Genomic DNA, 16525 nt, shown 5'->3' with positions numbered 1-16525 from the left:
GAAACACCGCGCCCATGCCACCACGTCCGAGAAGTGTCTCCATTTCACAACCCGGCACCTCAACCATCTCCGTCGATGCCGCCGCCATGCCCTGTGCCATCAGCGCCTCGGGTTTCAGCCCAGAGAGGCGTTGGCGTGGATGGATGTTCGATGAATCAGACATAGCGTAGGCACCTCGATCAAGACCAGCCCCTCTCTGGTTTCCATGTTTTAGAAGCCGCAGCCAGGGGCAAAAGGATTGGCATGAGGAAATCGTGCAGCCTTGTGATCACTACAGGCAGTTCATCTGCTTCGAGCCGATTCTTGCGCAGGAAAGCCTTCCACTGAGTGATCTTAGTTTTGTCATTGGCAAACTCCTCCGTGAGTGCCAGCGGCGCTTCATCAGGAAGCATGGTGCCACGACGATCAAAGGTAGCCACGATGGCGGCGCGTAAAGTGGCATGCTCGAACTCCATGTTCCGACACAACCAGTCGAGGTCGAAGAAGTCCTTCATGCGGCTGTTATCCAACTCCAATTGCACCGCTGCGTCGAGCTTCTCCGCGATGACTGTCTCTGGCGGGTAAGTCAGAAGTCGAGCCTCTGGGAAATCCAGTAGCTCATGCCACACCAGACTCACGGGTGCGGGTGTGATCGCGTCTCCGAAGCCAATATCAACCTGCACGGGAACAACAGCTCCAGCGAGTGTCGCTTTCACCATGATACGCACACCTTGATAGCGCTGATCTTCACGAATGCGTGATGCCTCAACGTGGCCCCAAATGAGACCATCCTCCGGCTCGCTTCGTGCCGCGAGAAGCTCTGCAAACACCTGCCTTAGACCCTCGACTGAGGAATCACCAAAACTCAGCAGATCACTGCCACTGCTGCGTGCATGAGACAGCAAATGGGCACGCACTGATGCGGCGATGTTCTTCATGCGAGCGCCTCCATGTAGGGCTGCATGACACGCGATACGCCCATGAGTTTGGCATATTTTTTGAGTTCTTGAAGACTATGCCTCCGATGGCGGAGTCTCTCACGAAGGGCTTCGAGACACACTTCCAAAGTCACCTGGTTGCGGTGCTTGAAGCAGTCCACAATCGTGCGATCCACGTTCGTTATCCGCACCCTATGCCCAGCGATTTCATACTCCTCCACTCCGGCTGTAAATGCCTCCGGCAGGCGGCTGCGGATCACACGCAGCGGTGGGTGAGCGAGCTTGGGCTTGGGAAAATTGGCTGGAAGTTGCATCCATACCTCCCATGCCGGGTGGGTGCCTATACCATGAAAGCTCAGTGCGCTGAGCAGCACGATCACACCCTTTGGCACCTGAAGTGAGGCCTCGACAATGCCAGAGTGGCTGTAGCCTTCTCCATCACTTAGATGGTACAGCCCACGTCCCATGCGCTCCAGTGCACCTGCCCGCGTGAGGCGTGTGAGCGCAGTTGCCGACACACCAACCGCTAGAGCATCAGCTCGGCGAAAAACCGGCGTGCTTGCCGCGACTCGGCGTAGCGCTGCAAGATGATGTTCATCGTTCGGCATAGGTAACTTGAATTGAAACTCTAGGACATGGTGTCGCAATGTCCTAAAGTTTGCAACGTCCGACTAGATCGGTTGATTGATCACGCTCCGCGCAACACCTGCATGAGATAACCCATCTCCTCATCCACACTGCCGCCGTCTGGCTGCGTCTCAGACACTTCAGAGCGCAAAGCCTCGCGGAATCGAGCGCGCAGGCGATGCACCGCCACTTTGCAGGTGTTCGCGCTCATGCCGATCTGCTGGCCTGCACGCTCGTAATCATCGACATCTGCTTCGCCGGTCAAAAAAGGCCTCAAAATGGCAAATTCGGCTGATTTGCCCCGCGCTGCGGCTTGTTGCTCCAGTTTGACCATCGCTTGATCCAGCACCGTGAGCGCCCATTGCCGGTCAAACATGTGATCGGCGCTCTCACCTTCGATTTGCTCCACTTCATACCATGCCTCGGCCTCGGCGGCGTCGAAGCTGATGATCTGGCCGCCACCACGTTTTTGGCGGCTTTCTTTACGCTGCTCGTCATGCACGTGACGGCGAAAGGCGGTGAGCATGAAGGTGCGCAGCTTGCCGAGATCGGGATTTGCCGCCGCAAAGAGCTGCTTTTGCAGCACCTGCACAAAGAAGCCCTGCACATAGTCCTCCGCATCCTCCGGCGCAGCGCCAAAGCGACGGCTCCACGAATACAGCGGGAACCAATACGCCACGCACAGCTCCTCCAGCGCCCGCGCAGCCTGCACACCCTGCCCCTGCGATTGCAGCACGAGGCTCCATCGCGTCGGTTTGAAGGTGGCGGGTATGGTTTCGGGCATTGGCAGGATTTCTTTGCAACGAGTGTAACCGCGGCATGGAAATGTCCAAGAAACAGGTGCCATGAAATACTTCTGCCTACTTTTCGCTTTGTTCCCCTTCGCTTCGTCAGCGAAAATCATCCTCACGACCTTCCAAGCTGACGCGGGGCTGGAGCTGCTCGAGCTGGAAATCTCACGACCATGAAACACCCTATGAAACTCATTTTCCTATTCGTTCTGTTCGGTTGCTGCGCGATCCGTCCAGTGAACGCGCAGACACTGCCAGCGCAGTATAGTGTCTCAAACAATGTTCCTTACGTCACCGGCGGACTCTCGCGGCAATGGATGGATCTCTATTACGTGCCCTCCAATGCCGCTCCCACGCCGGTCGTGATTTGGATCCACGGCGGCGGCTGGTCTTCGGGCAACGAAAGCAATCCCCGTGCGCTCGCTCTTACCAATTTCAACGTCGCCGTCGCCTCCATCACCCACCGCTACACCATAAATGCGCAGCCCTCGCCCTATCCGGCGAGTCTGCCGCACCCGACTCAAATCCAGGACGTAAAGTCCGCCATCCGTTGGCTGCGTGCCAACGCCGCCCAGTTCAATATCGACCCCAATCGCATCGGCATCTGGGGATTCTCCTCGGGCGGACATCTCGCCGCGCTCGCTGGGACGAGCGGTCACACCAATCTCTTCGATGTGGGTGAGCATCTCGGCCAATCGAGTCGCGTGCAGGCCGTCGTGGATATGAGTGGCCCGACGGATTTGCTTCAAGCGCCCACCGTGGTGCCGGGGCAACCCGTCGATTTCTGGCTGCTTGGCGATAACGCCTCCAACAACCCGCCCACCCTCGCCACGGTCAACCCTATCAACTTCGTGCAACCCGACGCACCGCCATTTCGCATCATCCACGGCCAAACCGACCCGAATGTGCCCATTCTCGCCAGTCAGTTACTTCACACAGCGCTCACGAATGCCGGTGTCACCTCGACCTTCATTTCGCTTTCCAACACCGGGCATACCATTCCAGCCAATCAGGACGCCCCCGCTGCCTTGTGGCTAGCGGAGACCTTGAACGCCGTCGGCACGACATCGCTCGTCGTCAACAATCATAGCTTCGAGCTACCTATCATTGCGGCCGGAACATTTTCCGCCACAGCCGCGCCAACGGGATGGTCCGTCTTTGGCAACGGCATCAACTTCAGCAACCGCACCATCGGCGTGTTGCGACCGGCCCCTCCCACGCTCTATGTCGAGCCAGCCCCGGACGGCAACAACGTGGGCGTGACCTTCCTCCTAGATAATCAGGCGAACCAGACCCAGTTCGCCAACATCGAAGCTGGAATGCAACAGACCCTCACCGCCACCTTGCAGCCGTTGCGACGATACACGCTGCGTGTTGAGGTCGGGAACATCGCCAACATCACGAATGGCACGTTCCAGTTCGGCGGCTTCCCGAATTACCGCATTGACCTCATGGCCGGCACCAACGTTATCGCATCGGACCTTAATACCCTGCTGCCCGGCGAGGGGCGGTTTCTCACCTCCACCATCACCGTGGCCACCGCGGCTTCGAACCCGTTCGTGGGTCAACCGCTCGGCATCCGCCTGGTGAACTTAAATAACGCACCCGGGATTGAAGTGAATTTTGACAACGTGCGGCTCGAATCCACTCCCGTCCTTCCGCCCATTGTTTCCTTCGCGCATGTGCTCCCACCGGGAAGCTCCCAACTGACGTGGCCAGACCCAGGCGGCAACATCTTCGCCGTCGAGACCTCCACGGACCTCATCGACTGGACAACACAGCCCGGCACGCCCCAACTCAACGCTGGCATCTGGTCGCTCACCATCCCCACTCCGATTACCAGTCGGCGCTTCTACCGCCTGCGTTCATTGTAAGAGCATTCGCTTCATCGTCCCCAGAGAAGATTGCATCATGAAGACTCATTCAGTTTTCGCCGCCCTCGCGCTCGCCACCATTGCGGCATTCGGGCAGGTCACCACCACCGGTTTTAATAATGCCGCTCGCACCGAGGCGCCGGGCACGCTGCTTTCGCATCCCATCACGAATGGGTCGGAGCCGATTGGGCGGACGACTTCGATCAATTATCTGAATGGGTGGATCATCATCGGTGGCGAGTCGCCGGGATCGAGGCCGGGGTCGGATTTGAGCATGCGTGTCTATGACATCAGCGATCCTTTGAATCCAATCCGCAGGCTGCCTTCCGACTTTGAGCTGAACTACGCGAACAACCTCTGGATTCAAACAACTACGGCTGGAATGCACACGGCACGGCGCAATACGGTAACCTGCTGCTGCCGGACCCGATTCGGGTGAATGGTTTTGGCGACTTGGTCGAGCGCGGTGGCACGAATGGCATCCCGCAGCTCTCGCAGTTGCCGGTTTGGTATAATCGCAGCAGTCAGGCCGGGCCGTGGAATGCCACGCTGCTGTGGTATGACACGCCGGACTCGGACATCGAGATCACGAAGGTCTCGCTGAATGGCAACGGCTTCGCCCAAAGGCGTGTGTGGCGACTTTCGATCATGTGGGCCAATACGGCGGCGGTGACTGGCACCCGATGTTCTTCGGCGACCTGCTCATCATGGCCCGCAGCGGTGGCGCGGCCACGGATGGCGTGGTGGTATGACGACGGTGGCGAGCCTCACGGTGCCAAACTTCAGCAACGCGTCGTATCCCGTCTATCAGGACAACTTCGGCTTCATCCACAATCGCAAGATCGACATGACACGCTTTCTCGCGGGCGATGCGAACCCCATCGTGCTCACGCTGAATGAAACAAGGCTCCAACGCGTGGTGTGAAAACTGTGATCGGCGGGTTCGGGCATTGGCGGGAATACTTTCCCACGAGTGTAACCGCAGCATGGAAATGTCCAAGAAACAGGTGCCATGAAATACTCTTGCCTGCTTTTCGCTCTGTTTCCCTTCGCTTCGTCGGCGTGGGCGGCGGGCTTTCCGAACATCAACCGTCCCACCGCTGGTGCACTGCTCACTCCCACTCGTGTGGCCGCTACGCATGGGCGCACCGCCGTCATCGCGTGGCACAATGGGCTCGTTTACACCATGCCCGAGTCACCTGGCAGTGCGCCGGGCTCTGATGTGCAGGCTCGATCGTGGGACTTTGCCAATCCCGCAGCGCCCGTGGAACTGGAGAACCTCGGCACGACGCATCATCCGGTGCAGGCACACGGCTATTTTTATCGCAACAACCAGCTCGTGATCGGCAACAACGGCTTTCCGAACCCCGCGCTCTCCATGGTCTTCGCGGCGACCGCGACCTACGGCGTGAATACGCGCGGACCCTTCACCGAACTGAATCCACAACGCGGCGCTGGCGGGCGTGGGGCGATGTTTCACCCCTTCCTCATTGAGCCGACTTTTTGGATCTATAGCGACTACGTCCGAGACGCCTTCATCCGTCGTCACAACACGCAGACTGGTCAGTGGCAAAACTACGCGGTGTGGGATCACCTCTCGCTCACGGGTGTCATCGGGCATCCGATCATGGTGGGAAATCTGCTTTTTATGCCCTCGGATCAAAGCCGCACGGGGCTGGCCATTTATGACATCAGCGACCTGAACAATCCCGTGCTCCTCAGCACGCTGACCGATGGCGGGCCGGGTGGCTATTGGCCTTCCATGTGGGGCGGCGGCGGGCGTCTCTACGCAGTTTGGCCGTATCGACGTGACTTCACTGACAGCCACATGGGCTTTCGCATGGTCGATGTCACTGACCCCACCGATCCGCAGTGGATTATCGACAAGGAACTGCCTGACGAGGACGAGACGATGTATGTGATGTTTCAGGACGACTACGCCTTCATGGGCAATCACAAGATCGATCTGCGCTCGAAGGAAGTGGTGCTCTCGCTCGCCACGGAGGCGAATGGCATGGACGCGAGCCAGTTCGCGCTGCCGGTGGGAAATCTCGTCATCGCTGGCGGCTACGGCAACCAACAAGGCATGAGCGTGTGGGTGCATGACACAGCGGCGGACACTCGCCCGCCCGAGGTCGGCTACCACATCCCGCGTGACGGACAGACGAACTATCCCGTCACCTCGCCCATCAGCCTGCTCATTCACGAGACGCTGGAGACACGCAGCATCATCAATGGCGACACCATCCTCATTCGGCCCGTCGGTGGTGCACCACTCGCCGCTCAGTTTGCTCGCACCTTCGATGGCGTCGTCACCTTCACGCCCGATTCTCCGCTCGCCGCGAATACGACGTATGAAGTCGTGCTCGATGGCATTGAAGACGCCGCTGGTAATGAAATGCAGCCTTACAGCTTCACCTTCTCCACCGGCAGCACGGTCGCGGGCAATGTCGCGCCTGCGATCACTTCTTTGACGGCGAATGTCCCCGTCATCGCCCCCGGTGGCGAGATCACGCTCACCGCGACGGCCACGGATGCGCAGGCGATTGAGTATCGCTTCGACGCAGGGGATGGTCGGCCCAAGACCGCGTGGAGCACGACAGCGAGCGTCGCCTTCACTTATGCCGATGCAGGCCACTACCAGCCGCTCGTGCAGGCGCGTGATCCGCTGGGTGCGGTGTCCAGCCGCAGTCTCGGCATCAATGTGCTCACCGTGCCTGCGGGGCCGCGTCCCACGGCCAGCAGCGCGGTGGCTATCCATGCCGCGAGCCGCCTCGTGTGGTCAGTGAATCCCGATGCGAACACCGTCACCGTCGTGCATGCCGATACACTCGCCGTTTTGGCCGAAATCGCGGTCGAGGCCGATCCACGCAGCATCGCGCTCGATGCTGCAGGCAATGCGTGGGTCACTTGTCATGATGCGGATCGCGTGATGGTGCTCGCAGCGGCCAACGGGGCCGTTTTGGCCAATATCGACACGGGTTACGGCAGTGCGCCCTTTGGCGTCGCCATCTCGCCCAATGGCGCGACGGCCTATGTCTCGCTTTATGGCAGCGGAGCACTGCGGCGCTTCAATACGGCGACGCGGGCGCAAATCGGCGGCGATCTCGCTCTCGGTCACTCGGCGCGGGCTTTGGCCGTGAGCAGCGACGGCTCGCGAGTGCTCGTCACACGATTTATCTCGCCCAAAGACAACGGCGACGTCTGGGAGGTCAATGCCAGCACCTTCACGCTGAACCGCACTCTGCGCCTGCCGAAGCTCGGCGCCGATGATCACCGCGATGGCACTGCGAACAGCCGTGGCGTGCCAAACTACCTCGCCGCCGTCACTTACTCGCCCGATGGCCTCAGCGCCTGGGTCGCTGCGACGAAGCAAAACACCGAGCGCGGCACCTTATTCAACGCCGCGCAGACGCACGACAGCACGCAGCGCAATCTCTTGCTCCAGATCGACCTCACGGCTGGCAGCGTGATGCGTGATGTCGATATCGACAACAGTGACTCGGCCACCGCGCTCGCTGTTTCGCCACGAGGCGACTACTTGTTCGTCACGCTGCAAGGCAACAACCAAGTCGTCATTTTCGACCTACTCGTCGCTGCCGAAGTCTCCGGCCTCGGTGCGATGGTCACACGGCAGATGGTCGGTGCAGCGCCACAAGGCGTCGCGGTCGATGCCACGACGGGACGCGCCTTTGTGCAGAACTTCATGGGCCGCAGCGTGTCGATGATCCCGTGTGCGCCGCTCTTTGACACGGGCAGCATCGCCTTGGTCACATCCCACATCAGCACCGTGAACAATGAGCTGCTCAGTCCCGCTGCATTGGCTGGGAAACGCATTTTTTATCACGCGGACGAGCGCATGAGCGCGGAGGGCTACATCAGTTGCGCCTCGTGTCACACCGATGGCGGCAGCGATGGCCGCGTGTGGGATTTCACGCAACGCGGCGAGGGTTTGCGCAACACCGTCGAGCTACGCGGCCGCAGCGGCATGGGCCATGGCGCGGTGCATTGGTCGGGGAACTTCGATGAGATCCAGGACTTCGAGAACGACATCCGTGGCTTCTTCGGCGGCACCGGCTTCCTCACCAACTCGCAGTTTGCCGCCGCAGAGCATCCACTCGGCAACGCAAAGGCTGGCTTGAGCGCTGATCTCGATGCGCTCGCCGCTTATGTGACCTCGCTCGGCAATGAACATCTGCCGCGCAGTCCGAATCAGCCTCCCAATGTCGAAGCAGGCCGCCAAGTCTTCAGCGCCATGAATTGCTCTCAGTGCCACAGTGGCAGCGCCTTGACCGACAGCACGCTGCGCAACGTCGGCACGCAGCGCACGACGAGCGGTCAGCGAATCGGCGCGGCACTCACCGGCATCGACACACCGACGCTGCGCGGTGTGTGGTCGAACGCACCTTACTTCCACGATGGCTCGGCGAGCACACTGGAGGATGTCTTCACCATCGCGGGCGGCACCGTCTACCAAATCGAGACGGGCAGCACCGTTGTGGGCGGCAACATCCCATCGACCGCGAACGGGAATATCCTCATTAACTGGGACAACACCGTGATGGGTGGAGTCGTTGCGCTCAATGCGAATGGCACCGTCACGCGCAGCGGCATCGACGGCGGCACCGGCGGTGTGGGTGCGGTGGAGATCCGCTACAGCGCCGCCGTCGCGAGTGCTGGCACCATTCGCGTGAATGGCGTGGCGTATCCCATCAGCCTCATCAACACCGGCAACGCACCCGCTTTCCGCAACACCTTCTGGACCACCGCGCGGGCTGAAAACGTCGCGCTGACCGCTGGAGCGACCAACAGCATCGAGATCAGCCGCACGGGCGGAGATTGGGACATCGACCACTTCACCGTCAGCACGCCAAATGACCTCGCGCTGGCCGCGCCGCACCGCAGCGTGCCAGCAGCGCATCGCGCCGACTTGCTCGCCTATGTGCGCTCGCTCGATGGCAGCGCGGTCGTCGTCGATGCCGCCAATGCACCGTCCGTGATCATCACGCCGCGTGCAGGCCAGGGAAATCCGGTGCGCTGGCCCTTTGTCGAGTTTGACCTCGTTTTCAGCACCGCAGTCACCGGCCTCACCGAGAGCGATCTCATCGTGGAAGGCAGCGCAGGAGCCACTTGGGTCACTTTGATGCCCAGCGGCGATGGCATGAACTACCGCGCACGATTCGGCGGCTTCACTGGCAATGGCAACGTCAGCCTGCGGCTCAACATCGGTGCCGCGAGCAGTAGCCGCGCTGCTTTGCCCGTCAGCGTCGATTACCTGAGCCCCGTGCCCGTCGTCGATCCGCTCGCCAGCACCGGCGATGAGTTCAGCGATGCCGCCACGCTCACGACTTGGCAGCGACTCGATCAAACCGAAGGCTGGGGCGCGAACAAACTCACCACGCACGAGATCAGCAGCGGGCGCATGAGATTGATCCCAAGTGTGAGCGGCTTCTACCAAGACTACGTCGGGCCGTATGTCTTCCGCAACGTCACCGGCGACTTCATTGCCACCGTGCAGATGGACGTGAGCCGCCGCAACGGAGCCGCAGGCCGCCCCAGCTCCAATTTCAGCATCGGCGGCCTCATGCTGCGCAGGCCAAAAACGATCACCAATGCCGGTGCATCACCAGGGGGCGATTGGACTGCGGGCGCGGAAAACAGCATCGCTTTCAACTTCGGCACCGCTGATCCCGTCGCGCAACCGAACGCCAATCAGTGGCAATGCGTCGTCAGCAACACCACGAACAGCGTCAGCAACTTCTACACCAGCACGCAGGGCATCCCACTGAGCGAAAACACCGTCACCATGCAGATCGTGCGTGTCGGCAGCACCATTGTTTTGCTGCGGCAGCATCCCGGCGGTCAGTGGATCACTGAGCAGCGCTACACGCGTGCCGACTTCCCCGCCACGCTGCAAATCGGCCTCGGCACCGCCACGAACTTCACCGCCATCGCTGGACTGACCCCATTCAATCACAACCGCACTGCCCCCGCTGGTGGCACGCCCGATGTCGTCCTCGATGCCGAATGGTTCCGCCTTTCCACGCCTTCCGCGGCCCTCACCACCACCGTGCTCAATGCACTGCCCGTTACCGGCCAATTCGGCCCCGTGCAAACCTTGGCCAACAGCAATCTCGGCGCTACCGCTGCCACGCTACCTGTCGTCGTCGATGGTCAAAGCTACGCCGCATGGCTCGCCGCCAATCGAACGCCCGTGCAACTCGCCAATCCAGCCTTCACCGACCCCGCGCTCAATTTGCTCGACTACCTCGGCACTGGCGGACTCACCTTCAATCCGCCCGCCGCAGGCAGCATCGAGCTTCACCTCACCCGCAACGCCAACGCACGCGGAGCCACGCTCATCATCGAGGAAAGCCCCGACCTCGTCGCATGGACCCCCATCGCCACCAGCCTCAACGGCGCACCGCCCACAGGCACGGCAACGGTCAGCGAAGGCAGTGGCGTACTGCGCAGTGTGACATTAAATGCCGCCGCACCAGCACCGCGCAGCTTCTACCGTGTGCGTGCCACATTGCAGAGCCACGCTCCGTAAAATGATCATGCAAACACTCACACTCGCCCTTCTCATCATCGCCACCACGGCATACGCTGAGCCTGCCAACTGGCCGCAGTTTCGTGGAGCCGATTCGCGTGGTGTTGCCACCAGTGTTGACCTTCCTGATCGCTGGTCGGCCACAGAGAACATCGAATGGAAAGCGGAGATTCCTGGACGCGGCTGGTCATCGCCCATCGTGTGGGGAGATCGGGTTTTTCTCACCACCGTGATCAATCACGGCGAGACGGAGCCTTTGAAGAAGGGCCTCTACTTTGGCGGAGACCGCCCGGAGATTCCGGCGAGCGAGCATGAATGGAAGGTGATGTGCCTGGGACTCGCCACTGGCAAAGTGATCTGGGAGAAAACCGTGCGCAAAGGCCGCCCGCTGACACCGATTCACATCAAGAGCAGCTACGCCTCCGAAACACCCCTCACGGATGGCAAGAACGTCTATGCCTGCTTTGGCAGCGTCGGCATATATTGCCTCGATCTCGATGGTCGTGAGGTGTGGCAGCACACGCTGCCCGCACCCAAGATGCGCAACAACTGGGGCACATCTGCCTCACCCGTGCTGCATGGCGAGCGTCTCTATTATGTGAGCGACAACGACGAGCAGTCCTATCTCCTCGCGCTCGACAAAAACACCGGCAAAGAAGCCTTCCGCGCACCGCGCTGGGAGAAGAGCAACTGGTCCACACCCTTCATCTGGCAGCACGACAAGCGCACCGAGATCATCACGCCCGGCACCGGTGCCATCATGAGCTACGATCTCGATGGCAAACCGCTGTGGAAGCTGCGCGGCATGTCCGTCATCACCATCGCCACGCCGTATGCCGCCGATGGCCTGCTCTACGTCAGCTCCGGCTATGTGGGCGACAAAATGAAGCCCATCTACGCCATCAAACCCGGTGCCAGCGGCGATCTCACACTGCCGGAGGGGCAAACAAGCAGCGAATTCATCGCGTGGGCGAATCCCGGCATCGCGCCCTACAATCCGAGCACGCTCGTCCACAACGGCCTGCTCTATGTGCTCTATGATCGTGCGCTCGTCAGTTGTTTCGACGCCAAAACCGGCGCGCAGCACTACGACCGTCAGCGCCTAGAGCGTAGCGCCGGTTTCACCACCTCCCCCTGGGCCAGCGGCGACCGCATCTACTGCCTGAATGAAGACGGTGTGTGTTATGTGCTCCACACCGGCAAAACCTTCGAACTCCTGCATCAAAACACGCTGGCACCCGACGATCTCTGCATGGCCACCCCGGCACTGGTAGGCGACCGCCTGCTCATCCGCACGGACAAGCGGCTGTATTCGATTCGCAAGGTGCGCTGAGTGGAAAAATGAACTGGCATTGAAGCCTGATACCCATAAACTCAACGCATGAAGAAAACCGCGAAAACCAAGGACGATGCCGACATCCCCCCGCCACCCTCGAAGTGGGTGAAGATGTGCCGGGAGAACCGATCCAAGTGCAACAACCTCACGGACAAACAGCGTGCCGCGCTCATGGCACAGGCGATGGTCATGATCTATGGCAACGAACCGAAAGTCGCCACTCGTCGCCGCTGACACGAACGTGCTCATGGCACTTGCTGGCGAGGATGAGGCGGCTTGGGAGTGTCTCGACACCCTAAAAGCACGCCGCACCACGCCGCGCCTGATTGTTACGCCGACCGTGATTGAGGAACTCGTCCACTTTGTCAACGGAGGCGACACACAAGAGAAGCGCGACTATGCCGCCAAGGCCCTGCGGTCGCTCAAGCAGTGGGGCTTCGCGCCGCTGAACCTGCTACCGGTCGGACACGGCATCGTGGAGCGCATCGGCGATGAGTTGCGGCGTCTGGGCCTGATCCCCGAGGAGGAACGGCACGACAGCTTCATCGTGGCGGAGGCGGCGCTGTGCGGCGCGGACATTCTCGTCTCAGCGGACGCTCACCTCCACGGCATCGATCATCAGCGGCTACATGTCCTGCTCGCCAGCTTCGATGTGAAACCAATCATCATCACTTGGCCACGCCGAGTGGTGCGGCTGCTCGGTGGCAAGTAGGTGGGGCTGTTCGATTCGGCAGCCGCGCTGAGAAAAAAGTGTCCCCGCTCTGTAACCGCCCGCCACAGACGGCCAATGCATCTGTATGAAGCTTCGTTTTCTACTCTTTTTCGCGCTCGTCTGTGATTTGCAGGCGGCGCTGCTGCATCGCTGGTCGTTCAATGCGCCTGCGGGCAATCCTGCGGCGGGTACGGTTTATGCGGACACGATTTCCGGCACGAATGTCACGCTGCGTGGCAATGGAGCCGTTTTGGACGGCTCACGCATCACGCTTCCAGGAAACACGACGAGTGGCACGGCGGAGGCGGGGATCGCTGCGTATTTAAATCTGCCGAACGGCCTCATTTCATCGAAGACGAACCTCACCATCGAGATTTGGGCGGCACCGATTGCCGCGCGGTTCTTCCAGCCGTTGTTCGACTTTGGGCGCATGAATCATGCGGGCGATGGCGCTGGTGCGGCGGGTGAATGGACGGGCACGACAGGCGCGGTGCCACCGACTTCGGAGACGAGTGATGGCCTCGCGCTGCTGATCAATCGAGACAACAATCTGAACACGCAGCGTCAGGGATCGCGCATCAATGGTGGCACACCGTTGTATCTCGACTCGAATCTGGCGACCACGGCGGGCACGACGTATCATTATGTGTTCACGTTTCAGGATACCGTCAGCGGCGGGACGGTTTCGTGGTATCGGAATGGCGTGCTCGTCACCTCGGGGGCGGTGACGTTTCATCTGAGCGACATCGAAGACGTGAACAACTGGCTCGGCCGCTCGCAATGGAACGTCCTCTCGAACGCCAATGTGGCCTATGACGAGGTCCGCATCTACAATCACGCGCTGACGCCTGCGGAGGTCACCGCGAGTCAGGCAGCGGGCGCAAACGCGAACTTCACTCCGCCAGTCTTGCAGCCGGACAGCGCCACGCTGCATCACGGACAGAAGGTGCGTGTGAATGTGCTGGCGAACGATGCGCCGGGCGGCAACGCGGCCACAGTCGAGATTGTGCAAGCGCCACAGCACGGCACGGCAGCTCCTGATGCCAGCGGGCGCATTCTTTACACCCACATGAGTGGCACGCCGGTTAGTGACAGCTTTACCTATCGTGTGAACAGCGCGGCGGGGTTTGCCACGCCAGTGGCGGTGACGCTGACGTTTGCTACTTCACTGCGAATCGCGAACTCGACGCTCAATGTGCCCGTCACGCCGCCCACGACGACCTATGCGACCACGCCTGCGTTTGGCGCGCTCGGTTTCACTCAGCCGATCAACATAGCGACCGCGCCGGGCGATGCGCTGCGGCTCTTTGTCGTCGAGCGGCCTGGCACGATCCGCTTGATACCGAATGTGACCGCTGGCTCGCCCACCTCGTCCACGTTTCTCAATCTCGCCGCGCTCTGCACCTCACGCGGCGAGACGCTGCTGACGAACGTAGATCGCGGCTTGATGAGCATGGCGTTTCATCCGCAGCATGGGGCAAACGGACGCTTCTTCGTCTGGTATTCAGTGCAGGCGGGCGGGCAGAGTTACTTCCGCATCTCCCGCTTCAATGTGCAGGGCGGCAATCCGAATGCGGCGGACACGGCCTCCGAGCTGGTCTTGATCCAGCAACTCGATCCGAACGGTTATCATCTCGGCACGGACATGCATTTCGGCACCGACGGCTATCTCTACATCTCGCTCGGCGATGGAGGAGGGCAGTTTGATTCGCGTCGTTACGGCCAGCGCATCGACATGGATTTCCACTGCGCGCTGCTGCGCATCGACGTGGACAAGCAGCCAGGCAATCCAGAGCCAAACATCCATGCCAGCGTGCCGCGCGATGGCGGAATCGCACGCTATTCGGTGCCAGCGAGCAATCCCTTCGTCACCGCGAATCCCAACGTCGTCTTCAATGGCGTGAACATTCCCGCTGCAAACGTGCGCACGGAGTTTTTCAGCTCTGGACTGCGCAATCCCTTCCGTTTCTCTATTGATGCGCCCACGGGCGAAATCTGGCTCGGCGATGTCGGCCAGATTCAGCGTGAGGAGATCAATCTGGCCACGAATGGCGCGAACTTTGGCTGGTCGTGGCGTGAAGGCACCATCGCGGGTCCAAATTCCGCCGAGGCGCTGCCGGGCTTCAGTTACACCGACCCGCTCTATGAATACGAGTTGGGCAGTGGAGAGTTCCAGGGTCACTCGATCACCGGTGGCTTCGTGTATCGCGGCACGAGTCTGCCAGACCTCACCGGCGCGTATGTTTTTGGCGACTATGTGGACGGTCACATCTGGGCGCTGCGGCGGAATGGTGCGCAGGTGAATGTGCAGCGCCTCACCGGCGATGCAGGCCAGGTTGCGTTTGGCGCTGATCCCTCGAATGGTGATGTGCTCATGGTGGACATCAATGAAGGCCGCATCCTGCGGCTCGTCACCGGTGCTGGCAGTGGTGATTATCCGGCCACTTTGAGTGAAACCGGCCTATTTGCTGATTTGAGTGATCTCTCGCCCGCACCCGGCCTGCTGCCGTATTTCGTGAATTTGCCGTTCTGGAGCGACTTCGCGCTCAAACGCCGCTGGTTCATCATTCCTGATGCTGCGGACATGACGTGGAGCCGCGAAGGCGCGTGGACCTATCCCGACGGCATGATCTGGGTGAAGCATTTCGATCTCGAAACCACGCGCGGCAATCCCGCGACCTCGCAGCGCATCGAGACGCGTCTGCTCGTCAAAAACGCCACTGGCAGCTACGGCGTGAGCTACCGCTGGAACGCTGCACAAACGGAGGCCACGCTGGTGGCGGACGCGGGCGAGGAATTCGACATCAACATCACCGGCGTCGGCACGCAACACTACCGCATTCCGAGTCGTGCGGAGTGCATGACCTGCCACAATCCGCAGGCCGGGCACGCGCTGAGCTTCAACACGCGGCAGATGAACCGCAGTGACACGATCCACGGCCAAACTGGCAATCAGATCGACCTCTTGCGCCTCGCCGGATATTTCACGAACACTCCTGAGTCTCCAAACGTGCTGCCGCGCCATGTGCGGCCCGATGAAACCGCGTTCTCGCTCGAATCACGTGCCCGCAGCTATCTCGCCGTGAATTGCGCCAACTGCCACGCCACCGGCTCATGGGATGGGCGTGCAGACCGAACCTTTGCCCAAACCGGTCTGCTCAACGGCATCGCGACTCAGAGCGGCACCGATCCGCTCAACCGTCTCATCGTCGCCGGTGACACCACGCATTCCATCGTGCTCAACCGCATCGCCGTGACGAATGGCTTCACGCGCATGCCGCCGCTCGGAAGCAACGAGTTGGATCAAGGCGGCATCACGTTGATGACCAACTGGATCAACCAGCTCACCTCACGCCAAAGCTACGCTCAATGGCGCACGGCTCACTTTGGGAATGATCTCAATGGAGCGCCGGCTGTCGATGCTGATGGCGATGGTCGGAGCAACGAGCACGAATTTCTGGCCGGATCATTGCCGCTGAGCAACGGCGGTCCCGCCCAGCCGCAGATCAGCGTCCAAAACGGCAGTGCCAGCCTCGGCGTGAGTTTGCCCGCCAACCGCCGTTTCCAGATCGAAACCTCGACCAACCTTATCGACTGGCAGCTCTGGGATGTGCCCGGCAACAACGGCCTGCCACAACCCGCAGGCACCACGGTCTTCACCACACCCGCCAGCAGCGGCCAGCGCTTCTTCCGCGTGCGGATTGAGGAGGAGTGA

The 16525-nt window shown here is 60.7% G+C and carries 12 protein-coding genes; 9 read left to right on the top strand and 3 right to left on the bottom strand.

Features of this window, described 5'->3' with window-relative positions; all coding sequences use genetic code 11:
• Window positions 1-179: 179 nt before the first annotated feature.
• The 3 genes from ACKVY0_RS11280 to ACKVY0_RS11270 all read right to left on the bottom strand — a co-directional run bounded on the left by ACKVY0_RS11280 (window position 180) and on the right by ACKVY0_RS11270 (window position 2328).
• A complete protein-coding gene (locus ACKVY0_RS11280; RefSeq protein WP_409214919.1) occupies window positions 180-917 on the bottom strand; it encodes a nucleotidyl transferase AbiEii/AbiGii toxin family protein in 738 nt (245 codons plus the stop codon).
• Window positions 914-1525, bottom strand: coding sequence for a type IV toxin-antitoxin system AbiEi family antitoxin domain-containing protein (locus ACKVY0_RS11275; protein WP_409214918.1), 612 nt, complete (start codon window positions 1523-1525; stop codon window positions 914-916). The genes ACKVY0_RS11280 and ACKVY0_RS11275 overlap by 4 nt, the downstream gene beginning before the upstream one ends.
• 80 nt (window positions 1526-1605) lie before the next feature.
• Window positions 1606-2328 carry an RNA polymerase sigma factor gene (locus ACKVY0_RS11270; protein ID WP_409214917.1) on the bottom strand — a complete coding sequence of 241 codons (723 nt, stop codon included), beginning with the start codon at window positions 2326-2328 and terminating at the stop codon, window positions 1606-1608.
• Between the two features lie 61 nt (window positions 2329-2389).
• Between ACKVY0_RS11270 and ACKVY0_RS11265 the strand changes: the two genes are divergently transcribed.
• The 9 genes from ACKVY0_RS11265 (at window position 2390) to ACKVY0_RS11225 (ending at window position 16525) form a co-directional block, all read left to right on the top strand.
• The gene (locus tag ACKVY0_RS11265; RefSeq protein ID WP_409214916.1) at window positions 2390-2512 is read left to right on the top strand and encodes a hypothetical protein; all 123 of its coding nucleotides are present in this window, start codon (window positions 2390-2392) and stop codon (window positions 2510-2512) included.
• Between the two features lie 8 nt (window positions 2513-2520).
• Window positions 2521-4209: a carboxylesterase family protein gene (locus ACKVY0_RS11260; RefSeq protein ID WP_409214915.1), complete on the top strand. Its 1689-nt coding sequence runs from the start codon at window positions 2521-2523 to the stop codon at window positions 4207-4209.
• Between the two features lie 37 nt (window positions 4210-4246).
• The gene (locus tag ACKVY0_RS11255; protein ID WP_409214914.1) at window positions 4247-4648 is read left to right on the top strand and encodes a hypothetical protein; all 402 of its coding nucleotides are present in this window, start codon (window positions 4247-4249) and stop codon (window positions 4646-4648) included.
• Window positions 4649-4966: 318 nt separating this feature from the next.
• Window positions 4967-5134, top strand: a complete 168-nt coding sequence (locus ACKVY0_RS11250; protein ID WP_409214913.1) for a hypothetical protein — start codon at window positions 4967-4969, stop codon at window positions 5132-5134.
• 87 nt (window positions 5135-5221) lie between these two features.
• Window positions 5222-10762 carry an Ig-like domain-containing protein gene (locus ACKVY0_RS11245; RefSeq protein ID WP_409214912.1) on the top strand — a complete coding sequence of 1847 codons (5541 nt, stop codon included), beginning with the start codon at window positions 5222-5224 and terminating at the stop codon, window positions 10760-10762.
• 7 nt (window positions 10763-10769) lie between these two features.
• Complete coding sequence (locus tag ACKVY0_RS11240) at window positions 10770-12095, top strand: PQQ-binding-like beta-propeller repeat protein (RefSeq protein WP_409214911.1); 1326 nt, start codon at window positions 10770-10772, stop codon at window positions 12093-12095.
• A 48-nt stretch (window positions 12096-12143) separates the two neighbouring features.
• Window positions 12144-12332, top strand: a complete 189-nt coding sequence (locus tag ACKVY0_RS11235) for a hypothetical protein (protein ID WP_409214910.1) — start codon at window positions 12144-12146, stop codon at window positions 12330-12332.
• Window positions 12295-12810, top strand: coding sequence for a type II toxin-antitoxin system VapC family toxin (locus tag ACKVY0_RS11230; RefSeq protein WP_409214909.1), 516 nt, complete (start codon window positions 12295-12297; stop codon window positions 12808-12810). The genes ACKVY0_RS11235 and ACKVY0_RS11230 overlap by 38 nt, the downstream gene beginning before the upstream one ends.
• Before the next feature lie 85 nt (window positions 12811-12895).
• The gene (locus tag ACKVY0_RS11225; RefSeq protein WP_409214908.1) at window positions 12896-16525 is read left to right on the top strand and encodes a PQQ-dependent sugar dehydrogenase; all 3630 of its coding nucleotides are present in this window, start codon (window positions 12896-12898) and stop codon (window positions 16523-16525) included.

Source organism: Prosthecobacter sp., assembly GCF_046154365.1.
GTDB lineage: Bacteria > Verrucomicrobiota > Verrucomicrobiia > Verrucomicrobiales > Verrucomicrobiaceae > Prosthecobacter.
Note: the sequence above shows the minus strand (reverse complement) of the source record. Positions and strands in the feature narration are given on the sequence as shown.